The 19942-nt window shown below is 68.7% G+C and carries 25 protein-coding genes; 12 read left to right on the top strand and 13 right to left on the bottom strand.

All coding sequences use genetic code 11. The features are described 5' to 3' along the window. Positions 1-294: 294 nt before the first annotated feature. Positions 295-936 (bottom strand): GntR family transcriptional regulator, encoded by a 642-nt coding sequence (locus tag INP57_RS03295; RefSeq protein ID WP_200068472.1) that lies wholly within the window; start codon positions 934-936, stop codon positions 295-297. Positions 937-1032: 96 nt separating this feature from the next. Further along, positions 1033-2145, bottom strand: a complete 1113-nt coding sequence (locus tag INP57_RS03290) for a glycerate kinase (protein WP_200068471.1) — start codon at positions 2143-2145, stop codon at positions 1033-1035. 209 nt (positions 2146-2354) lie between these two features. Between INP57_RS03290 and INP57_RS03285 the strand changes: the two genes are divergently transcribed. The 9 genes from INP57_RS03285 (at position 2355) to INP57_RS03245 (ending at position 10361) form a co-directional block, all read left to right on the top strand. Continuing rightward, positions 2355-2630, top strand: coding sequence for a hypothetical protein (locus INP57_RS03285; RefSeq protein WP_200068470.1), 276 nt, complete (start codon positions 2355-2357; stop codon positions 2628-2630). 81 nt (positions 2631-2711) lie between these two features. Continuing rightward, positions 2712-3062 carry a helix-turn-helix domain-containing protein gene (locus tag INP57_RS03280; protein ID WP_200068469.1) on the top strand — a complete coding sequence of 117 codons (351 nt, stop codon included), beginning with the start codon at positions 2712-2714 and terminating at the stop codon, positions 3060-3062. Positions 3063-3149: 87 nt separating this feature from the next. Next, positions 3150-3647, top strand: coding sequence for a 2-oxo-4-hydroxy-4-carboxy-5-ureidoimidazoline decarboxylase (uraD, locus tag INP57_RS03275; protein ID WP_200068468.1), 498 nt, complete (start codon positions 3150-3152; stop codon positions 3645-3647). Then, positions 3644-3967, top strand: coding sequence for a hydroxyisourate hydrolase (gene uraH, locus INP57_RS03270; RefSeq protein ID WP_200068467.1), 324 nt, complete (start codon positions 3644-3646; stop codon positions 3965-3967). Before uraD ends, uraH begins: the two co-directional genes overlap by 4 nt. 6 nt (positions 3968-3973) lie before the next feature. Further along, a complete protein-coding gene (gene pucL, locus INP57_RS03265; protein WP_200068466.1) occupies positions 3974-4864 on the top strand; it encodes a factor-independent urate hydroxylase in 891 nt (296 codons plus the stop codon). A 159-nt stretch (positions 4865-5023) separates the two neighbouring features. Then, positions 5024-6358: a nucleobase:cation symporter-2 family protein gene (locus INP57_RS03260; protein ID WP_200068465.1), complete on the top strand. Its 1335-nt coding sequence runs from the start codon at positions 5024-5026 to the stop codon at positions 6356-6358. Positions 6359-6471: 113 nt separating this feature from the next. Continuing rightward, on the top strand, positions 6472-7749 hold the full coding sequence (locus tag INP57_RS03255; RefSeq protein WP_200068464.1) for a VanZ family protein: 1278 nt from the start codon (positions 6472-6474) through the stop codon (positions 7747-7749). A 215-nt stretch (positions 7750-7964) separates the two neighbouring features. Continuing rightward, entirely contained in the window at positions 7965-8960 is a 996-nt protein-coding gene (locus INP57_RS03250; protein ID WP_200068463.1) for a glycoside hydrolase family 43 protein, read from the top strand. Positions 8961-9347: 387 nt separating this feature from the next. After that, the gene (locus INP57_RS03245; protein WP_200068462.1) at positions 9348-10361 is read left to right on the top strand and encodes a S8 family serine peptidase; all 1014 of its coding nucleotides are present in this window, start codon (positions 9348-9350) and stop codon (positions 10359-10361) included. Positions 10362-10443: 82 nt separating this feature from the next. Here the strand turns inward: INP57_RS03245 and INP57_RS03240 are convergent, their stop codons facing one another. The 4 genes from INP57_RS03240 to INP57_RS03225 form a co-directional block, all read right to left on the bottom strand. Continuing rightward, the gene (locus INP57_RS03240; protein ID WP_200068461.1) at positions 10444-10656 is read right to left on the bottom strand and encodes a hypothetical protein; all 213 of its coding nucleotides are present in this window, start codon (positions 10654-10656) and stop codon (positions 10444-10446) included. A 121-nt stretch (positions 10657-10777) separates the two neighbouring features. Next, positions 10778-12904, bottom strand: coding sequence for a tetratricopeptide repeat protein (locus INP57_RS03235; protein WP_307849877.1), 2127 nt, complete (start codon positions 12902-12904; stop codon positions 10778-10780). A gap of 35 nt (positions 12905-12939) precedes the next feature. Then, entirely contained in the window at positions 12940-13134 is a 195-nt protein-coding gene (locus INP57_RS03230) for a DUF397 domain-containing protein (RefSeq protein ID WP_200068460.1), read from the bottom strand. Further along, positions 13103-13969, bottom strand: coding sequence for a helix-turn-helix domain-containing protein (locus INP57_RS03225; RefSeq protein WP_200068459.1), 867 nt, complete (start codon positions 13967-13969; stop codon positions 13103-13105). The genes INP57_RS03230 and INP57_RS03225 overlap by 32 nt, the downstream gene beginning before the upstream one ends. A 170-nt stretch (positions 13970-14139) precedes the next feature. On the opposite strand from INP57_RS03225, the gene INP57_RS03220 reads away from it, so the two are divergent. Further along, positions 14140-14409 (top strand): hypothetical protein, encoded by a 270-nt coding sequence (locus tag INP57_RS03220; RefSeq protein WP_200068458.1) that lies wholly within the window; start codon positions 14140-14142, stop codon positions 14407-14409. 155 nt (positions 14410-14564) lie between these two features. Here INP57_RS03220 and INP57_RS03215 read toward each other — a convergent pair whose 3' ends face one another. The 6 genes from INP57_RS03215 to INP57_RS03190 form a co-directional block, all read right to left on the bottom strand. Next, complete coding sequence (locus INP57_RS03215) at positions 14565-14933, bottom strand: SAV_915 family protein (protein ID WP_200068457.1); 369 nt, start codon at positions 14931-14933, stop codon at positions 14565-14567. Positions 14934-14937: 4 nt separating this feature from the next. Continuing rightward, positions 14938-15195 (bottom strand): hypothetical protein, encoded by a 258-nt coding sequence (locus tag INP57_RS03210; protein ID WP_200068456.1) that lies wholly within the window; start codon positions 15193-15195, stop codon positions 14938-14940. Further along, complete coding sequence (locus tag INP57_RS03205; RefSeq protein ID WP_200068455.1) at positions 15192-15461, bottom strand: hypothetical protein; 270 nt, start codon at positions 15459-15461, stop codon at positions 15192-15194. Before INP57_RS03205 ends, INP57_RS03210 begins: the two co-directional genes overlap by 4 nt. Before the next feature lie 3 nt (positions 15462-15464). Next, a complete protein-coding gene (locus INP57_RS03200; RefSeq protein ID WP_200068454.1) occupies positions 15465-16730 on the bottom strand; it encodes a hypothetical protein in 1266 nt (421 codons plus the stop codon). A 7-nt stretch (positions 16731-16737) separates the two neighbouring features. Then, positions 16738-17019, bottom strand: coding sequence for a hypothetical protein (locus INP57_RS03195; RefSeq protein ID WP_200068453.1), 282 nt, complete (start codon positions 17017-17019; stop codon positions 16738-16740). Between the two features lie 141 nt (positions 17020-17160). Then, positions 17161-17691 (bottom strand): SdpI family protein, encoded by a 531-nt coding sequence (locus INP57_RS03190; RefSeq protein WP_200068452.1) that lies wholly within the window; start codon positions 17689-17691, stop codon positions 17161-17163. Positions 17692-17806: 115 nt separating this feature from the next. Here INP57_RS03190 and INP57_RS03185 point away from each other — a divergent pair, with 115 nt between their 5' ends. Next, on the top strand, positions 17807-18010 hold the full coding sequence (locus INP57_RS03185; protein ID WP_200068451.1) for a hypothetical protein: 204 nt from the start codon (positions 17807-17809) through the stop codon (positions 18008-18010). A 33-nt stretch (positions 18011-18043) separates the two neighbouring features. Then, entirely contained in the window at positions 18044-18934 is an 891-nt protein-coding gene (locus tag INP57_RS03180) for a serine/threonine-protein kinase (protein ID WP_200068450.1), read from the top strand. A gap of 1 nt (position 18935) precedes the next feature. Here the strand turns inward: INP57_RS03180 and bla are convergent, their stop codons facing one another. Then, positions 18936-19892 (bottom strand): class A beta-lactamase, encoded by a 957-nt coding sequence (bla, locus tag INP57_RS03175; RefSeq protein ID WP_200068449.1) that lies wholly within the window; start codon positions 19890-19892, stop codon positions 18936-18938. Between the last annotated feature and the right edge of the window lie 50 nt (positions 19893-19942).

Raw genomic sequence — 19942 nt, 5'->3', positions numbered from 1 at the left:
AAGGTGTTGCTCTTGGTCAAGCCCGCGGCGGCTTGCGCGGCCCTGCCGGCCAGCCGCCCCGCGACGTATACGTTTCGGTATACGAAGCTAGAGCGCCGTTCCCTCCGGGTCAACCGCCGCCCGTCCGGAGCGAAGGTCCCCTTCGGCCGAATGGAACGAACGACCCCTTCACTCCCGAACCCCGCGCACCGCCGACACACCGACGCGACACCCGCCCCGCGCAGAGCACGAGGGGTCCGTCCACCGGGCAGAGGGAGCGAAGAGGTCCTTCATCCGGCTCCCGGGCGGGCCGGTTCAGAACAGCATTCGCTCCAGAACCATGGCGCGGCTGGCGCGCACGTGGCCGAGCGCCAGCTCCGCGGCGCGATCGGCGTCCCCGGCGGCGATCGCCGCGTGCAGCTCGGCGTGCTCCCCGCACACCCGCTGCGGCTCCAGGTTCAGCCGGAACAGCCACGCGAGCCTGCCGTGCAGCGGCTCCAACATGGAGGCCAGCAGTTCGTTCCCGGACAACGCGACCAGCCGGTCGTGGAACTCGGTGTTCGCCGCCGACATCGCGTCGGTGTCGGAGTCCTGCCACGCCTGCCGCGACCGCCCGGCCAGCTCGCCGAGCCGCTGCACCTCGGCCTGCGAAGCGCGGTTCGCGGCCAGCCGCGCCGCCAGCCCCTCCAGCGCCTCGCGCACGTCGAACAGCTCCTCGACCTGCCTGCGGTCCAGGCTGCGCACGAACACCCCGCGCCGGTTCGGCTGCACCTCGACGAGCCCTTCGCTCTGCAACATGCGAATGGCCTCGCGCACCGGAACCCGGGAAATGCCGAACTCGGCGGCGATCTCCTGCTCGTAGAGGCGGTCGCCGGGCCGCAGCGCGCCTTCGCTGATCCGGTCCTGCAACGCCCGCCGGACCTGGTCCCGCAACGGAACCTTCGCCGCCTCGGTCACCGCGCACTCCTCCCCATCGCCCCCAGCCTAGGGTGCTCGCTCCGGCGTTCGCCGCGGTCCGCGATCTCTTCGCAGCGGCCAGCGCGACCGGGATTCTCAGCCGAGCCAGTTCGCGGCGATGCGGCGGGCCAGTTCGGGCAGCAGCGATGCGGCGTCGCGGATGCAGCGCTGCGGGTCCGGTTCGATGTCGGTGAGCGCGTGCACGTCGGCGAACCCGGCTTCACGCAGCCGCTCCGGCGTCAGCACGCACCGGCCCGCGACCGCGACCACCGGCACGCCTGCCGCGGCGGCCCGGCCTGCCACCACCGACGGCGCCTTGCCGTGCAGCGTCTGCTCGTCCAGCGCGCCCTCACCCGTGATGACCAGCGCGGATCCCGGCAGCGCCGAGTCGAATCCGACGAGCTCGAGCACCAGGTCCGCGCCGGAACGCTGCCGCGCACCGAGCACCGCCATCGCCGCGTAGCCGACGCCGCCTGCCGCACCGGCGCCTTCCTGCTGGGCCACGTCTTCCCCGCCCGCGCGGGTCACCGCTCGCGACCAGCTCTTCAGCGCGGAATCCAGCAGCCGGACCTGGGTGGGATCGGCACCCTTCTGCGGCCCGTACACGTGCGCGGCACCGTGCTCCCCGAGCAGCGGATTGTCCACATCGGACGCCAGGGTGATCTCGGCTTCGGCCACCCGCGGGTCCAGCCCGCCGAGGTCGACCGAGGCCAGTTCCACCAGTCCCCCGCCGCCGGGCGGCAGCGGTTTGCCCGCGTCGGCCAGCAGCCGGGCGCCGAGCGCGGCGATCATGCCCGCGCCGCCGTCGGTGCAGGCGCTGCCGCCGACCCCGATCACGATCTTGCGAGCGCCCGCGTCCAGCGCCGCGCGGACCAGCTCACCGGTGCCGAAGCTGGAGGCGGTCATCGGCGCGAGCTCGCGCTGCGGCAGCAGCGCCAGACCGGAGGCCCCGGCGAGTTCGATCACGGCGGTGTCCCCCTGCACCGCGATCTCGGTGCCGATCGGGGTGCCGACCGGCCCGGTCACCCGCACCGGCACCGACTTGTAACCGGCGGCGAGCGCGGCCTGCACGGTTCCGTCGCCGCCGTCGGCGACCGGCGTCCGCCGCACCTCGATCCCGGGCATCCCTGCGGCCAGCGCGTCCGCGACACCCGGGGCGGTCAACGACCCCTTGAACTTGTCCGGCGCGATCAGGACGGGACCGGGCACGGTGCTCTCCTCACTGACGACTGGTTACCCGCACATTCCACCCGACTCGCCCGATCAGCGGAAGCCCGCTTGATCACTTCTCACCTTGCGGAGCAGGCCGGGCCGTTCGTGGATCTGCTCACCGGCAGCTCCGGACCGGCCCGGTCGCCCTCGTCCGGCGTCGTAGGCTGGGCGGAATCCGGCCCGCCCCGCACTCGACGGAGGCCCCCATGCACCCGACCGAATCGCAGGTCACGGCCCAATCACCAGTGACGGCCGAGTTCACCACCGAGCCGTTCCGCGGCGAGGGGGAACCGCCGCAGCACGCGGTGGCCGCGCGGGACCGGCTGCGGGCGGCCGGGCTGGAGCCGGACTTCGGCCCGCTCGGCACCTCGGTCACCGGCCCGCGCGAGACCGTGCTCGGCGCGCTGTCCGGCGTCTTCGACACCGCGTTGGCGGCCGGGGCGAACCGGATCACGCTTCAGATCACCACCGACGAGCCCTGATCGACGCCCCTGATCCGCGCCGGGCGCTGCCCCACCCGCTGCGCGCTCCGTCCGCGGCGCACTCCTTATTAGGCTGTTCGCGTGCATGAGTTGGCTTCCGCGATCGAGCCGCTGCTGACGCGGCTCGACGCCACCGCAGTTCCGGTCGAGCAGCGGGAAGCCGGCGACGTGCTGCTGTACTGGGAAGGCGAGCCCGCGCTGGCGGTGCGCCTACCGGGCGCGGAGCTGACGAGCGCGCTGGACCGGCTGATCGCCGAGGTGGAGGCGGAGCTGGGCGCGCGCCTGCCGGAGCTGGAACGGGCCGAGAAGCAGCGGGCGGTCCGGCTGCTGGAGGAGCGCGGCGCGTTCACGTTGCGCAAGTCGGTGGAGTCGGTGGCCAAGGCGCTGGGCGTCAGCCGATTCACCGTCTACAACTACCTCAATCGCGAATAGCCCTCCCCACCAGCAATTTCAACAAAGTGTTGACACCGTTCGGCGGTGGTCGTAGCTTCCTTTCCCAACGAAATGGAGGGGAGCCCGATGTCCGCACCCGACCGGTTCAACACCGCGGATCGGCCCGCGCTGCTCGCCGAGCTGCGGGCGTGCCTGGACGTGCCGCGCTGGGCCGCAGTGGTCGCCGACGCCCGGCCGTACGACTCGTCGCGGGAGCTCCGCGACCGGGCCGACCAAGCCGCCCGCGACCTCACCGACGACGAAGTGCACGCCGCGCTGTCCGCGCACCCGCGGATCGGTGAACGCCCTTCGGGGCAGGGCGCGGAAGCCGCGCACTCGAAATCGGAGCAGTCCGGTGTGGACTTCCGGGACGCGGAGCTGGCGAGCGCGCTGCGGACGGCGAACGCGGAGTACGAGGACCGCTTCGGCCACGTCTACCTGGTTTGCGCCAGCGGCCGCAGCGGTGCCGAATTGCTGGAGGTGCTGCGCTCCCGGCTGCACAACGACCCGCGCACCGAGCTGGGCGTGGTGGCCGACGAACTGCGCAAGATCGCGCTGCTGCGATTGGAGAAGGTCCTCGAATGAGCGCTGTGACGACGCACGTGCTGGACGCCGCGCTGGGCCGCCCGGCGACCGGCGTCACCGTCCGCCTGGCCGGCGCGGAGTCGACGTTGGCCGAAGGCGTCACCGACGGCGACGGCCGGATCCCGGAGTTCGGCCCGGATTCGCTGGCAGCGGGCGACTACGAGGTGATCTTCGAGACCGGCGACTACTTCGCCCGCCAGGGCACCGAAACCTTCTACCCGCGGGTCCGGATCCCGTTCCGGATCACCGATCCCGCCCAGCACTACCACGTTCCGCTGCTGCTGAGCCCGTTCGCGTTCTCCACCTACCGAGGGAGCTGATCCTCAATGGGCATCGTCATGGGACCGAATCAGTACGGGAAGGCCGAAGTCCGCTTGGTGGCGGTGGATCGCGCCACCAGCAGGCACGGCCTCCGCGATCTGACCGTGAGCACCGCGCTGCGCGGGAAGTTCGACGAGGCGCACTACACCGGCGACAACACCAACGTGCTGCCGACCGACACGCAGAAGAACACCGCCTACGCCTTCGCCAAGCAGGCCCCGATCGGCGCGATCGAGGACTTCGCGCTGCGGCTGGGCAGGCACTTCATCGACACGCAAGAACCCGTGCACGGCGCGCGCGTGCTGGTCGAGGAACACCCGTGGGCGCGCATTCCGGTCGGCGGCGAAGGCCACGACCACGCCTTCCACCGCGACGGCGACGAGGCCAGGACGGTCGCGGTCACCTTGGACGGCTCGGTGTCGCACGTCGTCGCGGGCCTGAAGAACCTGGTGGTGCTGAAGTCGACCGGCTCGGAGTTCTGGGGCTACCCGAAGGACGAGTACACCACGCTGCAGGAGACCACCGACCGGATCTTGTCCACCGCGGTGACCGCGCGCTGGCGCTACCTCGGCACCGACGTGGATTGGGACAAGAGCTTCGGCGAAATCCGCGCCACCATGCTCGAGGCGTTCGCCACGACGCACAGCTACGCCTTGCAGCAGACGCTGTACGAAATGGGCCGCTCGGTGCTGGAAAAGCACCCGGAGGTCGCCGAAGTCCGGTTGTCGCTGCCGAACAAGCACAACTTCCTGGTCGACATGAGCCCGTTCGGGATGGTCAACGAAAACGAGGTCTTCTTCGCCGCGGACCGCCCGTACGGCCTGATCGAAGGCACCGTGACCCGCGACGACGTCGAACCCGCTGCGGCCGCCTGGTACAGCCTCCCGGAGTTCTGAGGTAACCGGCGAACTCCGCAGGCAGTTTTCTCAACTTCTCACCACTCGCGATTCCGCGCGCCCTGGAACGGGCGATCAGCGTTGATCCGACGGAAACCCGGCGAGGGCTCCTCCCGGGTAGCACTCGAGCCGAAATCCCTCCCGGCCTAGGAGTCCGCGATGGCCCTCGATGAAACAGCCGCCGTGCATCCGGTGGACAAGATTCCCCCGCCGCCCAAGATGGCCGCGTTCGGGTTGCAGCACGTCGCCGCGATGTACGCGGGCGTGGTGGCGCCGCCGCTGATCATCGGTGAGTCCTTGGGGCTGTCCGCGGTGCAGCGGACGTTGCTGATCGGCGCGAGCCTGTTCACCGCCGGGCTGGCGACTCTGTTGCAGTCGCTGGGGATTTGGCGGATCGGGGCGCGGCTGCCGTTCGTCAACGGCGTCACTTTCGGCTCAGTGGCACCGATTCTGGCGATCGTGGCACAACCGGTGAGCGGCAATCCGCTGTCGGTCGTCTACGGCGCGGTGCTGATCGCCGGTGTGCTGGCGTTCCTGGCCGCGCCGTTCTTCTCGCGCCTGGTGCGGTTCTTCCCGCCGGTCGTGAACGGCACCGTGATCACGCTGATCGGGCTGTCGCTGATGCCGGTGGGCATCAAGTGGATGGCCGGGCAGAACCAGTCGGCACCGGACTACGGCTCACCCGCGCGGATCGTGCTGGGCGCGGTGACGCTGGTGCTGGTGCTGCTGCTCAACCGGTTCCTGAAGGGCTTCTGGAACCGCATCGCGCTGCTGATCGGCCTGCTGATCGGCACCTTGCTGGCGTGGCCGTTCGGGCTGGTGGACACCTCGACGTTCGAGCAGGCGCCGGTGTTCCACCTGCCGATGCCGTTCGAGCTGGGCACGCCGTCGTTCAGCGTCAGCGCCACGCTCTCGATGTGCGTGGTGATGCTGGTGGCGATGATGGAGAGCACCGCGGACATGATCGCGCTGGGCGAGATCGTGGACCGCCCCGCCGATGAGAGCACCATCGCGGCCGGGTTGCGGGCCGATGGCGCGGGAAGCGCGATCAGCGCGCTGTTCGGCGGTTTCACCTGCAGCGCGTTCGCGCAGAACATCGGGCTGGTCGCGCTCACCAGGGTGCGCAGCCGCTTCGTCGTCGCAGCAGCGGGCGGGATTCTGGTGCTGCTCGGGTTGTTCCCGATCGCGGGCGCGATGGTTTCCCTCGTGCCGCAACCGGTTCTGGGCGGCGCCGCGCTGGTGCTGTTCGGTTCGGTGGCGGCCAGCGGGATCCGCACGCTGGGCCGCGCCGACCTCGGCGATCCGTTCCAGCAGCTGATCGTGGCCGCATCGCTGGGTATCGGACTGATCCCGGTCGTGCAGCCGGAGTTCTACGAGCACGCCCCGGCCGCCCTTCGCACGGTCCTGGATTCCGGGATCAGCACCGGCTGCCTCGCCGCTCTCGTGCTGAACCTGCTGTTCTCCCGCAGAAAGGCAGCGGCCGAGGCCTCCTAGCGCAGGGACCGGTCCGCGAACCCGAAAAAGCCGACAAGGGTTATCCCGAAGGTTCGCGGAATCCCACCGGATCGTTCCCGGAACCGCCCGCGGCGGCGGAATACTGGCGGCCCGTGCTCGAGACCTATCTGCTACCGATCCGCGCATCCGCATTGATCTTCCCGGCGCTGGCATTCGTGATGCTCGTCCCGGTCGCGGTCGTGCTGTACCGCCGCCACGGCGTGATGCGCTGGTCGGCATTGTCGTTCTACACGTTCGCGTATTACGGGATCGCGACGTGCTGCCTCGTCATCATGCCGCTGCCGAGCGGGTCGGTGGACGTGTGCACCAAGTACGCGAAGATGCGCGAGCCGCAGCTGATCCCGGGTTCCACGTTCGGCGACGTGTGGAAGGAAGCGGACCACCAGTTCACGCTGAGCGCGCTGATCCTCACCAATCCGGCGGTCTACAAGACCGTCTTCAACATCGCGCTGATCGTCCCGCTCGGCATGTTCCTGCGCTACCTGCTGCGCTGGGGCCTGCTACCCACGACGCTGGCGGGTCTGGGCACTTCGCTGCTGTTCGAGATCACCCAGTACACCGGGCTGTTCGGGATCTACCCCTGCCCGTACCGGCTGGCCGATGTGGACGATTTGATCGTGAACACCTCCGGTGCGGTGATCGGCTGGCTGCTGGCCGGTCCGATCGTGCGGCGGCTTTCGCACCCGCGGCACTTCGACGATCGGGTGCTGGCGCGGCATCCCGTCCCCTTCGGGCGGCGCGTGGTGGCACTGCTGCTGGACTGGACGGGCTGCTTGGCGTGCGCGGTGGTCGCGGCGTTCCCCGCGTACTGGATGTCCGTCGACTTTCGCCTGATGTCGGGCGCGGCAGCGGTGGTCTTCCTGGCGTGGTTCGTGGGACTGCCGAGGCTGACCGGGACCACACCGGGCAAGTGGCTCCTGCTGCTGCGACTGACCACTGCGGACGGAAAGCGGCCCACGGCGGGGAAGTTGCTGTTGCGCGCCTTGCTGATGGCGCTTCCGGTCGTGCCGCCCATGGCGATGTACGGCGGAGGGGCGCTGGTCCTGCTGGTCAACCTCGTGTCCGAAGCGGACGTGTGGCGAGGGATCGTCGCGCAGATCCAGCAGAACCCGGCGTACGTGCAGCAGCAGGTCTTCGACACGTTCGATGGCCGCACGCTGGTGCGTTGCCTGGTGTTGGCGGTGCCCGTCGTGTTCATCCACATCGGGCTCGTGGTGTACGCGGTGGTGGTGCGGCGGAATCCGCAGGACCGCAGCGTGCACGAGCTGGCCTCCGGGGTGTCGAACTCCGCGCTGCCGCACACCCGCGCCACGCGCGAATCCGCCCCCGAAGCGGGCGCGGTCGAATACGCCACCTCGGCCGAGAAATGACCCACTCCCCGTGATCTCCGCCCGCATTCTCCGCACCATCAGGTGATCCACTCCCCCGATCTTTCCGAGCGAACGGACTGTTCGGCTGATCTAGTCGGACGAGCGGTCCGTTCGCTCGGACCTGCTCGCTCGGATGAGTGTCACTCGTGAGGTGAACGTGGCGGGCGGGGCCGGAGGGGCGCGACTGAACTGGCACGGACACCGAAGGAGGGACCGTGCCGCGAAAGCGCTCCAGCGTCAGCCTGCTCGCCGCCATTCTCCTGCTGATCTTGTCGCCGAACGCGCAAGCGCGCGAACCGACCAGGGGGCCCGAGTTGGCACAGCAGGTCATCAACCGCAATTTCCCCGATCCCGACGTCTTCACCGAGGACGACACCTACTACGCCTACGCCACCAACACCGGCGGATATCACGTGCAATTGGCGACCGCGTCGGATCCGGCCGGTCCGTGGCAGCAACGCCCCGACGTGCTCCCGAAACTCCCGCCGTGGATCGGTCCTTCCGAGTCCGGCAGCCTGAACATCTGGGCGCCCGATGTCAGCGCCCGCGACGACGGCACCTACCTGCTCTACTACACCGCGAATCACGCGCCTTCCGGCAGGCAATGCATCGGTGCCGCGGTCGCGGATTCCCCGCTCGGCCCGTTCGAGCCGACGAGTCCGGAACCGCTGATCTGCGCACCGGGCCAGGGCGACGTGATCGACCCGGCGAGTTTCGTCGACGACGACGGAAAGCGGTATCTGCTCTACAAGGATTCCCGTGGCGCGCGGGCGCGCAGCGGCCCGTCGACCATCCACTTGCGACCGGTCGCCGCGGACGGACTCACCCCCGCGGGCGCGGACGTGTCGTTGCTGAGCGCGGACCGTCCGGAGGAGAACGGTGTCGTGGAGGCTCCGACGCTGGTGCGCCGCCCGGAGGGATACGTGCTGTTCTATTCCGGGAACACCTTCGACAGCGGGGATTACTTCACCAACTACGCCACCGCGCCGAGCCCGACCGGCCCGTTCACCAAGGCTCCCGGCACGTTGCTGAGCAAGGAAGCCTTGGGCGGCTCGGTCCGCAATCCCGGCGGCCAGGACGTTTTCGACGATGGCGACCGGATCGCGTTCCACGGCGATCTGCCCGCACCGCCCGGTGATCGCGGGCTCTACATGGGCGGGCTCTCGTGGGACGGCTTGAATCCGGTGCTGAGCCCGGAATCCCGAACCTGACCGACTCCCGCGCGACCGGACTCCCGCACTGAGCGGCCGCGCGCGGAATACACCCGATCGTGGCCTGCGCAAACCGTTCAATCCGAAGGCCGCGCGGGCTAGAGTTCCGATCAGTCCCATTCCGATGGCGCGCGATCTCCTTGCGAGGCAACCGGATGGGGCAAGGGAGGGAGCGGACCCGGCGTCCACAGCGGACACCGGGTCCGTTTTATCGTGTTCATGCTGCTCCATTTGTCCTAGTAGGACTGCGCCGGTCAGCGCATTCTGCGATCGGACGGTGACAGGACGCAACGACCGTAGTCAGGCTGTCGTTGTTGCCTTGAAAAGTTTCACCAATCTCGGGAGCAGCCCATGCGCTTGCGAGCCTTAGTAGCAACGGTCGCCGGAGTGACCGCGTTGGCAGCGCCGACCGCCTCGGCCGCCGACACCACCGACCCCCTCGCAAGCCAGCAGTGGGGACTCGACCAGGTCCACGCCACGGATGCTTGGAACAACAGCACCGGCGCGGGCCAGACGATCGCCGTGGTCGACACCGGTGTCGACATGGGACACCCGGATCTGCAGTCGCAGCTGGTGCCGGGCGCGACGTTCGCCTGCGGCGGGGGGCCTGCGCCGTGCGGCGACGGCGACTGGCGCGGGCCGGACGGGGTCGGTCAGGAGACCGATATCCACGGCACGCACGTCTCCGGCATCGCGGCTGCGGCGGCGAACAACGGTGTCGGCGGTGCGGGCGTCGCCCCCGACGCGAAGATCATGCCGGTGAAGGTGCTGGAGAACGGTTCCGGCTCGTTCGCCGACATCGGTGCGGGCATCCGCTACGCCGCCGACAACGGCGCCAACGTGATCAACCTGAGCTTGGGCGCGCCGCCCGGCTCGCAGCTGCTGACGCTGCTCGGCCTCAACGCCGACGCGAAGGACGCGGTGGCCTACGCCCGCGAGAAGGGCGTCGTCGTGGTCGCTTCCGCGGGCAACGAGACCGCGCCGCTGTGCGACACCCCGTCTTGGGAGCAGGGCGCGATGTGCGTCGCGGCCAGCGACCGCGGTGAGCAGCGGGCGAACTACTCCAACTTCGGCTTGAAGCTGGACATGAAGGCCGTGACCGCTCCGGGCGGCGCGGGCAACAAGGTCTGCGCGGACGACATCATCGCCACGGTGCCGCGCGGCATGGGCACGCCGAAGTGCGGGCAGCCGGATTACGACGCGCTGGCGGGCACTTCGATGGCCGCGCCGCACGTGTCCGGGCTGGCGGCGTTGCTGACCGCGCAGGGCCGTTCGGCCGACCAGGTCGAGAAGGCGCTGATGGACACCGCGCACGCCCCCGGTAGCAACGAGACCGGGAAGTACGACCTGCAGTACGGCCACGGGATCGTGGACGCGGCGGCCGCAACCGCGGCTCCGTGAGGTCGTTGTTCTGAATGAGCCGGTGGTCGGTCCACACGCCGGGTGGACCGCCCACCGGTTTTTTATGCCCGGAGACTGTCCTTCAGCAGTTCCGGCCCGCCCGCTGGTTCGCCGCCCGCACGCCGTGCTCCACCGGGATCAGGTCGCGCTGCCAGGGCGGCGGATCGGGCACTCGGCTCGGCTTTTTCTCGTTGTAGCCCTCGGCCGTCTGCGTCGGCGCCTCCGGCGTAACCGGCTGGCCTGTTTCGGGATCGGGCCGCGGTGGCAGGTCGGCGGTGGTGTCGTCAGTAGCCATGCCGTGCTTTCCGGCTCGCGCGAATGCCCTCGGCACCTTCGTGCAGGCAGCAGTCCGATGACCGGTGCACGCGCCGGACGGACCGGTCACCGAATTCTGTTGTTATGGCCGACTTTCCGGCCTACCGCCCGGCGAGCGCGTTGAGCTGGTCGCGGATCACTTCGGCGTTGTGGTGGCCGAGCGGGTCGAGGATGGCGAGTGCTTGTTGCCAGGTGTGCCGGGCGGCTTCCGTATCGCCGTTGGTGTGCTGGGCTTTTCCGAGTTCGGTGAGGCTTTCGGCTTCGCCTGCCGAGTGGCCGATGCGCCGCCGGTGCTCGACGGCTCGGCCGCAGGTTTCGATGGCGTCGGCGATGTTTCCGGCGAGCAGGTGCGCGGTCGCGAGCCGGTGCAGGACGTAGCCGCGGCCGAATTCGTCCCATTCGAGTTCGAGGGCACGGCGCAGCAGCGGGAACGCTTCGTCGAATTCGCCGCAGTGCGCCAATGCCACGCCCAGCAGCGAGTCGGTCGTGAGCTGCTGGGTCGCGAGCGATTCCGGAACTGCTTCGCAGGTGCCGCCCAGCTCGTCCAAGATCCGTTTCGCGTGGCGCGCGGAAGTCACCGCGTCGGCGTACTGCTGCGCATCGAGGCACATCAGCGCCGATCCGCAGCTGGTGATCGCGGTCCACATCCGCTCGCCCATCGCTTCGAACAGGCCGGCGGCGATCCGCGCGTTCTCGCTCGCCCGGTCCAGTTCCCGCAGGCGCCAGCAGGCTTCGCTGAGGTCGGCGTGCAATCGGGCCAGTGCGGGCCGATCGTCGTTCTGCCGGGCCGCTTCGATTCCGGCGGTGCTGCTGGTCTTCAGTTCGCTGATCAGTCCGCGAAGCCGCATCGGATAGGTGGCGGCGTTCGCGAGCCACCCGGCTCGCGGCATTCCGAGTGCGGTCGTTTGCCGGATGGTGGCGAGAACACCCGCGTGTTCGGCGTCCCACCACGCCAATGCTTCGTCGTAGTCCGCGAACGAGCAGTTCAGCTGCTCGTCGACGTATTCGAGTTCGACCAGGTCACGAGCGGGCGCCAACTGCCGGTTCGCGGCGTAGGTGGCGTAGAGGTGGTGGTCGAGCAGCCGTTGCAATGCTGCCGTGCGGTCGGATTCGGTGTCGTCGGCGTGCGCGCGTTCGCGCGCGTAGGCGCGCAGCAGGTCGTGGAAGACGTAGCGGTCGCCCGCCCGGCGAGTCACCAGATGCGCCCGGCCCAGCTCACCGAGGAGTTTCCGCGCCGACCGGTGATCGACGCCCGCGAGCGCGGCAGCGGCGCCGAGGCTGACGTCCGGCGAAATCGGCAACCCCAGCAGCCGGAACAACCGCGCGGCCGGGGGTGAGAGCGTGCGGTAGGACCAGGAGAACACCGCCCGGATTCCGGTTATGCCGCCCGCATCGAGGGCATCGAGCCGATCGTGCTCGTCGGCGAGATCGGCGACCAGATCGCCCAGCGGCACATCCGGTTCGGCCGCGGCCTGCACCGAGACCAGCGTTAACGCCAGTGGCAACCCGGCACAGAACTCCAACAGAGTCGCGGCCGCGTCCGGCTCCGCGTCCAGCCGCTCGGCGCCGAGGTGCCGCGCGAGCAGTTGGTGCCCTTCTCCGGGAGTGAGGGTGTCGAGGGCGAGTCGCTGCGCCCCGTGGTGCGTCACCAGTCCGTCCAGCCGCTGGCGGCTGGTGACCACCACCAGACATCCTGCCGCCCCGGGCAACAACGGCAGCACCTGCTCGGCATCTCTGGCGTTATCCAGCACCAGCAGCATTCGCCGCCCATGCGCCAGAGTGCGGTACTGCGCCGCCCGCGCTTGCTCGGACGCCGGGATCGCATCCGGTTCCATCCCGAGCGCCGTCAGGAAACCCGCCAATGCCTCCGCGGAAGTCACCGGCTCGGCTGCCGGATCGAACCCGCGCAGGTTCACGTACAACTCGCCGTCGGGGAACTGGTCGCGCACCTTGTGCGCCCACTCCACCACCAGCGTCGACTTCCCGACCCCGGCCAGCCCAGAGATCATCGAGACCAGCAGGGTGTGTTGCGCACCGGAACCGTTGAGCAGCGTGGTCAACGCGTCCTGTTCGACCGTGCGGTTGATGAAATGCCGCGCCGTCGCCGGAAGCTGACGAGGTGGCGCCGCCGAGGCGCCTTCGCGCGCCGCCGAACCATGGACGTGCACGTCGCCATGGATGTGCTGCGCCTGGACGACGTTTTCGCCGTCCGACGCGCTGTTGTGCACGCCTTCGCCTGGAGTCCCTACGGTCGATCCCTCCATCAGCGGGACCGGTCGAAGCGGCCGGACTTCAAGTCCTGCAAGAAGAAACCCCACGTCGCGGCGGGGACGGTGAAGTGCCCGGCCGCGCGGTTCTTCGAGTCGCGGACGCCTGCCGTGTCCGGCGATAACGCGACCTCCACACAGTTGACCGACGTGCCGCTCCTACTGCTCTTGCGCCATACCCGCTCGTTCATGGACAAGCCCTTCCGCGATCTGGTTGATCAACTCAGCTGACTCGCGCTCCTGCAACGCATGATCCCCAAGCTGGCTGCACGTTTCCACAAACGGATGCACGTCAACAGCTTCAGTGAGCAAGACTCCGAAGTTCTGTGCCTCCACGTAGACGTACGGCTGGCCTCCGGGCAACTCGTACAGCGCGAACGAACCGTCGAGGGAAGTGTTCGCCTGGGCGCTCAGCGGAAGAACCCGGAGCACGACGTTCGATCGGCGCTGCACTGTCAGCAAGTGAAGGAGCTGTTCGTGCATTACCGCGGAGTCACCCAGGGTCCTCCGCAACGCCGCCTCGTCGACGAAGCAACGGACCATCGCTGCGTTAGGCCGCGACAAGATCGCTTGCCGCCCCAGCCGATTGGCGACCCGCTTCTCCAGGTCCGGAACAGGCCGCACGGACGCTGCCATGACCAGGCGCGAGTAGTCGGCGGTCTGCAAGAGTCCCGGGATCAGCGCTAGCTCGACATTCGTGATCACGGCAGACTCACGTTCCAGCACCAGGATGCTGGCCAACTGGTCCGACATGTCAGCCAGTGCCAGCCATGCGGATGCGTCCGCATTGTCGCCGACCCTGTTCAGCAACTCCTCCCGCTCGTCCCCGACAACGCCGAACAACGCACACAGCGCGCTCACCTCCTCGCGATCGGGCGCTCGCAGCCCGCGTTCGGTCCGGCTGACCGACGACCGGGAAACTCCTAACGAGGATGCCACCGATCGGGTGGTCATTCCTGATTTCTCCCGCAACGAACGCAGGTGCACGCCCAGACCCAATTGACGCAGCGCCTCGGACTGCCGCATTTCGGTGACCTCCTTCTTTCCTCGCCAGACAGGGGGCAGAAGCTGTGCCACGGCCCGCTGTGGCAAGCACGTGACCTGGGTTGTCACAAATTCGCTGACCACGACGGTAGCGATCTACCTTCTTTCCCGTCAGCAATTCATCCGGCGGTTAAACCGAAAGAAGGACGATCATGGGGTTGCCGCATCCATACCGGTGCACTTCGCCGGTCGCTTATTGGATCGTGGGGCTCTCGCTGCATCTGCGGCACGCGACGGAATCACGGCCCGGTGCGCTGCCGGGAGGCGAGTGGACTCCCACGTTGTGCGGCACGTGGATCCGCGTCCCGTTCGACACTCCGGCTCCGCGCAGGCCGCGTTCCGAGTCGATCGCGATCCGCTGCACCCCGTGCTCCGAAATCGTCGCCACCCAGGCTTATCTCTCGATCACCTGGGACTTCTGACCGCACCGCCGAAAAACCCCGGTCCGGTGGCAATTTCCCCCGACAACGCCGGACCGGTCGGTGGCCGGGCGCTCACCTCCCCGAATCCCCGCGCCCGGCCACCACTCCCCGAGCGAACGGACCGTTCGTCCCAATAGATCGGTCAAACGGTCCGTTCACTCGGAAACTTCGGCGGGGCGCACGGGGTCGATCTCCAGGATTTCGGCTCCGCAGTTTCGCCGAACCTGTTCGAGTTCCGGCTTCGGGACCGCCACCCACGGCTGCTCGTCGCCGAGGCAAGAGGCCAGCCGCTCCGGTGAGCTGAACGCCAGCAACACCAGCTCACCGTCTTCGGTGCGCCCCAGCTGCACGGTGACTTCGCTCTGCGGCGCGGTCACCGGTTCCGAGGGGAGGACGAAGACTTCCCCCGGCTCCGGCGGCGTCGGCGCCACCGGCTCGTCCTCGTCCTCCTCCAACTGCTCGACGCCGAAGACCGCAGGAGCCACACCTTCATCGTCCGCGGCGAAAATGTCGCGTTCGCTCATCAGCTCAATCCCCGCGCCGCTCGGCGTCGTCGCGATCGTCGTCGTAACCATCGGCGTCGTCGTCAACACGATGCATGAGTTCGGAAAGGACGCAGACCATCCCGAAGAACAACATCGCCGTGAAAATGCCACCGCCGATCTTCGCAGCGTGCGGGTCCGCGCCGAACGCCGCAGCCAGCGGAGGAGCCAGCGCCAACGGGATCAGCGGCATGAACACCAACGAGCCGATCAGCAGGCTCCGGCCCCGTGAGGGCTGCTTCATCCCTCGTCCTTGCGGTCGTCGTTCCGGTACTGCGCCAGGATCGGACCGAACTCGCGCTCCAGCCGCCGCCGCTCCTGACGACGGTTGATCCGCGAGCTGATCCACCAGCCCGCACCGAACCAAGCCATCGCACTGAAAGCTCCGATACTCGACCCGGTCGATCGCTCCAACCCATACGACTCAGCGAGACCAACTGGCCCCAGAAGCAGGACGAAACCGACCACACCAAAAAGCGCTACGATCAGGTAACGCAACCATTTGGGCATTACTCACCATTTCGACAGCGGGATGGACCCGGGGCTCTTCTGTTCGATCTCGTATATCTGCTTCTGCGCCTCGGCGTGCTTGGTCAAACCTTCCTTGGCTGCTTCCTTCGAGTCATGCTGGAAGTCGGCCCACGTGTTGTTCTGCGAATAGCTGTATGCCCAACTCACTGCCGCTCCGAAACCAACACCGACGACCGTTACAGGGCCACCCGCCAAACCGGCTGTGCTTGCGGCGGCGGCCATACCACCACCGGCTAGAGCGCCTACTCCCCAACTCTGGAAATTCGCACTCAGCGTCTTCCCGACAGGCTTGCCCTCGAAAATGATCTGCCTGCCCGCCTCGACGCCGGTCAGGATGGCGCCGGGCACGGAACCCATCCGGCCGATACCTCGCGCGACACCCGGCTTCGAACCACCGAAGGTCTTGGCCAGCGGGTCGAAGATCAGCTTTCCGCCCCTGGTGTTGCCGAGGTTGCCGAGCACTTCGGCGTTGGAGGCTGCCTGCCGCTCGGTGAGCCCGATGCTCCTGTAGAGGTTGTCGAGATGAGCTTGGCGGGCGGACGCGGACAACGTTGAATCCGCCGACCACTTCTTGAAATTTTCCACGAACGCCCGCCGCTCGACGGCCATGTCTTTCAGCTTCGTCGCCGCACCGTGCAACGCCCCCACCCCCGCGACGGCGTTCGCGAACAACGTCGACAGCTTGATCAGCGACTTGACCAGGTCGTTGGCGTCGGTCAACGCGGAGTTGAGTTCCTCGTGCGCGGTTCGCTCAAGGCGCCTCGCCCAGCTGACCAGGCCGCCGACCTCTTCCCATGCGTCCAGCTTGGCCTCGGCCTCTTTCTGCCGGTGATAGGCCGGGTCCAGCCCGGGCAAGGATGGACTGCCCGCTCCCTCCGGCGCCGACTGCACCGGATCACCGGGCGGCTTCTCGATCCACCAGCCCCGCACGGACAAACCGCCTTCCGCAGCCGCTTGCCGAGCATCGTCCATTCTGGACACACAAGTGCCGATGTTGTCGGCGAAGCTGTCCAAGGCACGCGCGACCTTGTCGGTGATGCGAGCCAGCTCGTCGGTGTCGCGACCGCTGCGCTCAGCCAGGTCGCGGAAGGCGTCGGCGGTTTTGCCCGCCCATTCCTCGGATTCCGAACGACCGCGGCGGACCGCGGTCGCCGCATCCCGATTGGCTTCGGCCAACCGTTTCAGGTAATGCGCACCCTCTCGCGCTGAAGGAGCGTCGGCGAGGATCTGCGTGTTGATCGCCGTCATCAGCGCCTCACTGACCGGGGCGGCCGAACAGCTCCGCCGCGGCATCGTCGTCGCTCAAGTACCTGTCGCGAGTCGCCTGCACATCGCCGGCCATCTCCTGCATGCCCGCCAGCACTCCCGCACTGGCTTCCAGCAGCGCACCTAGCGTTTCAGCGACGGTGGGCGTGGATTCCCCGGCGTCAATGCCGGGTGCCGGTTCGTCGGCGATACCTTCCAGTCCTTCCACGCCACCGTCAAGAGTGCCGCGCGTCCGCTCGAGCAGCTCCGGTGACACTTCGTACCCAGCCACGATCGTCCTCCCCTAGTCGACCACGTCGACCGCACGGTATCGGAGGCGTTTGCCCAGGTGGAGCGTAGTTCTACCGATCACCCGGATGGCCGCGGCGATCTTCGACGAGCAATCGACCGGCGAGACCGGAGATCAGTCGGCTCAGCTGTTTTCGAGGGCGGCTTCTTTCGCTGCTGCATTGGCTTTGCTGCTGCCGATCAAAAGGAGCACCAGCACACCGGCGAATCCGAGGAAACCTATGGCCACACCTGCGGACGACCCGATCCGCGTCGCCAGCAGCGAGCCTCCTGCGACCACGGTCAGCGCGGCACCGAAGTAGCCGGTCCACGCCCCGATCACGAGCCACGGAGCAGCCGTCCGGTGCGCCACCAGCCAAGCCCGGTCCGAAGCCCGCGTGTGCCTCGTCCTGATCCCGACCATCGCGTTGCGGCCGATCGTCCCGTCGGCCGTCGCACGGCTCACGTAGTGGATCACCCCGGACAGCAAGAGCAACCCCAACGCGAGGAACAGCACTCCGCCCAGCTCAGCCATTGCCCTCTCGTCCCTCAGTTGCGTGCGCGAGACCGAACCGGACGTCCGGCCGCTGCGAACAGGAGGCTGACGCGGGCGCAGGCGGCCCGTCAACCGCGGCAAGGCACGACCGACCTGCAGACGGGGAAATTCGAGCAGCACGAAGAAAAACCGTCCGGTATGTCCGATCTTTCGCGTAGTCTGGCGGGCGGTAGATGATCTCGGCCGTGCGCGCCGTGACGGACTCGGCGGCCGACCCGTCGACGAGGAGAAGACGATGGACCTGGGCAAGCTGTTCCACTCGCTCTCACCAGCCAAGCACAGCCACCGCTCGCACGGCAGCGACGGGCACCGGCGGCGCCGCTCCGGCAGCGGCTCCGGCTCGGACCACCGGCGGCGCCACCGCTCCGGCAGCGGCTCCGACCACCGCCGTCGGCACCGCTCCCACAGCGGCTCCGGCAGGCGCCGCAGCCGCAGCTGAGCGGATTTTGCACTTAACAGCAGGCGGCGCGCGGTGAGCGCGGTCAGCTCCTACTACGGCGAAGACGGCGACTGGGGGCCTCCCGGCCCTCCGCTGGAGCCCGGTGATTCCCCGGCACCCGGATATCGCGTGATTTCCCTGCTGCGGCGGGGAAATCGGCTCGACGTCTACGACCTGTGGAGCGAGCAGCGGCAGTGCCGGTGCGTCGGCAAAACTCTCCGCCCGGAACGCGCCGAGGACGACACGGCGGCCGGGTGGCTGCGCAACGAGGGAATGCTGCTGACCTCGCTCGCGCATCCGCACCTGGTGCGCGGCTACGAAACCGTGCTCAGCAACGACCCGGTGCGGCCCGTGGTGATCAGCGAAACGCTGCCGGGCGCGACGCTGAGCTACCTCGTCGAGCAGCACGGACGGCTGCGGCCGGTGGACGCGGCGATCCTCGGCGTCCAGCTCTGCTCGGTGCTGGGTTACCTGCACCGGCAGGGCTGGGCGCACCTCGACGTCAAACCGTCCAATGTGGTCTCCGCGGGCGGCCGCGCGGTGCTGCTGGACCTGAGCCTGGCCTGCCGGATCGGCGAGCGCAGCACCGCGGGCACCTTCGACTACCTCTCGCCCGAGCAGGCACGCGGCGGCGAGATGACCGCGGCCACCGACGTCTGGGGAGTCGGAATCACCCTGCACGAGGCGCTTTCCGGAGCTCCGCCGTGGTCGGACGTGCCGCACCGGCAACACCGCGCGGACGGCTCGCGGTACTACCCGCAGCTCGACGAGGCCCCGCCGCCGCTGCGGACCAAGCGTCGCCTGCCCGCGCGACTGTCGCGCACCGTGGACGCCTGCCTCCTCGCCGATCCGACGGCGAGGCCGAGCGTCGCGGAAGTCGCGGACCGGCTCATCTCCTGGTCCGGCATCGACCCCGCGGCCTGAATCAACGCAGGTCGTCGGCGACCACGCGGGCCGCCTGGGCGATCAGGGCGTTGTCGTAGTCCGCATCCTCATCCGCCTTGTCCGACATGACCGCGAGCATGATCGGCGCGCGGCCGGGCGGGCGGATCACGGCGATGTCGTTGCGCGTCGCGTAGTCGGCGGCGCCGGATTTGTCGCCGACCTCCCAGTCCGCGGGCACGCCCGCGCGGATCAGGTCGTCGGTGAGCTGGGCGGTGCGCAGCATCTCGTTGAGGATGCCGCGCTTGTCCTGCGGCAGGACGTTGCCGACGGTGAGCTTGCGCAGCGTTTCGGCCATGGCGCGCGGAGTGCTCGTGTCGCGGATGTCGCCCGGGCTGGTCCGGTTCAGGTCCGGCTCCGTCCGATCGACGTGGATGGTCGCGTCGCCGATGGCGCGCATCGCCCGCTGCAACTCGGGCGGACCGCCGAGCTCGCGGAACAGCAGGTTCGCGGCAGTGTTGTCGCTGTGGCGGATCGCGGCGCCGATCACCTCGCGCAGCGGCAAGCCGGTGCCGACGTGCTTTTCCGTGACCGGGGAATGCGGCAGCAAGTCGGCCTCCGAGTAGGTGATCCGCCGGTTCAGCTCGCCGACCTCGTTGCGCTGCAACACCGCTGCGCCGGAGAACGCCTTGTGCGTGGAGGCGTAGGCGAAGCGGTCGTCGGCGCGGTGGGCGATCTCCTCGCCGGTGCCCGTGTCCACCGCGTACACGCCGAGGCGGGCGCCGAACTGCTGCTCCAGCCGCGCGAAATCCTCATCGGTGGAAGTGTCCGGGCGGGCCGCAGGCGCGTTCTGGGCTCCCGCGTTCTGGGCCGCCGCGTTCGGCGCCCCCGTTCCCGGCGCCGGAGCCTCGACGCCCGCGCAGCCGACGAGCGCGAACAGCGCCGACAAGGCGACCGCGGACTGCCGGAAGTGTCGTATGTGCACGGAAATTCCTTTCATGCGGCCAGTCTGCTGCGCACCCGCTCATGCCGTCCAAGACGGGAATGAAC

It is taken from the genome of Saccharopolyspora galaxeae, from assembly GCF_016526145.1.
GTDB classification, from domain to species: Bacteria; Actinomycetota; Actinomycetes; order Mycobacteriales; family Pseudonocardiaceae; genus Saccharopolyspora_C; species Saccharopolyspora_C galaxeae.
This window is presented reverse-complemented; position numbering and strand designations above follow the sequence as displayed.

What these genes read in the sequence shown, in the direction of transcription:
- INP57_RS03225 (WP_200068459.1), bottom strand. Translation starts at nt 13,969, where the DNA reads ATGCGGCAGTCCGAGGCGCTGCGTCAATTGGGTCTGGGCGTGCACCTG.
- pucL (WP_200068466.1), top strand. Translation starts at nt 3,974, where the DNA reads ATGGGCATCGTCATGGGACCGAATCAGTACGGGAAGGCCGAAGTCCGC.
- INP57_RS03240 (WP_200068461.1), bottom strand. Translation starts at nt 10,656, where the DNA reads ATGGCTACTGACGACACCACCGCCGACCTGCCACCGCGGCCCGATCCC.
- INP57_RS03200 (WP_200068454.1), bottom strand. Translation starts at nt 16,730, where the DNA reads ATGACGGCGATCAACACGCAGATCCTCGCCGACGCTCCTTCAGCGCGA.
- bla (WP_200068449.1), bottom strand. Translation starts at nt 19,892, where the DNA reads ATGAAAGGAATTTCCGTGCACATACGACACTTCCGGCAGTCCGCGGTC.
- uraD (WP_200068468.1), top strand. Translation starts at nt 3,150, where the DNA reads ATGTCCGCACCCGACCGGTTCAACACCGCGGATCGGCCCGCGCTGCTC.
- uraH (WP_200068467.1), top strand. Translation starts at nt 3,644, where the DNA reads ATGAGCGCTGTGACGACGCACGTGCTGGACGCCGCGCTGGGCCGCCCG.
- INP57_RS03210 (WP_200068456.1), bottom strand. Translation starts at nt 15,195, where the DNA reads ATGAAGCAGCCCTCACGGGGCCGGAGCCTGCTGATCGGCTCGTTGGTG.
- INP57_RS03185 (WP_200068451.1), top strand. Translation starts at nt 17,807, where the DNA reads ATGGACCTGGGCAAGCTGTTCCACTCGCTCTCACCAGCCAAGCACAGC.
- INP57_RS03205 (WP_200068455.1), bottom strand. Translation starts at nt 15,461, where the DNA reads ATGCCCAAATGGTTGCGTTACCTGATCGTAGCGCTTTTTGGTGTGGTC.
- INP57_RS03230 (WP_200068460.1), bottom strand. Translation starts at nt 13,134, where the DNA reads ATGAACGAGCGGGTATGGCGCAAGAGCAGTAGGAGCGGCACGTCGGTC.
- INP57_RS03260 (WP_200068465.1), top strand. Translation starts at nt 5,024, where the DNA reads ATGGCCCTCGATGAAACAGCCGCCGTGCATCCGGTGGACAAGATTCCC.
- INP57_RS03215 (WP_200068457.1), bottom strand. Translation starts at nt 14,933, where the DNA reads ATGAGCGAACGCGACATTTTCGCCGCGGACGATGAAGGTGTGGCTCCT.
- INP57_RS03220 (WP_200068458.1), top strand. Translation starts at nt 14,140, where the DNA reads ATGGGGTTGCCGCATCCATACCGGTGCACTTCGCCGGTCGCTTATTGG.
- INP57_RS03285 (WP_200068470.1), top strand. Translation starts at nt 2,355, where the DNA reads ATGCACCCGACCGAATCGCAGGTCACGGCCCAATCACCAGTGACGGCC.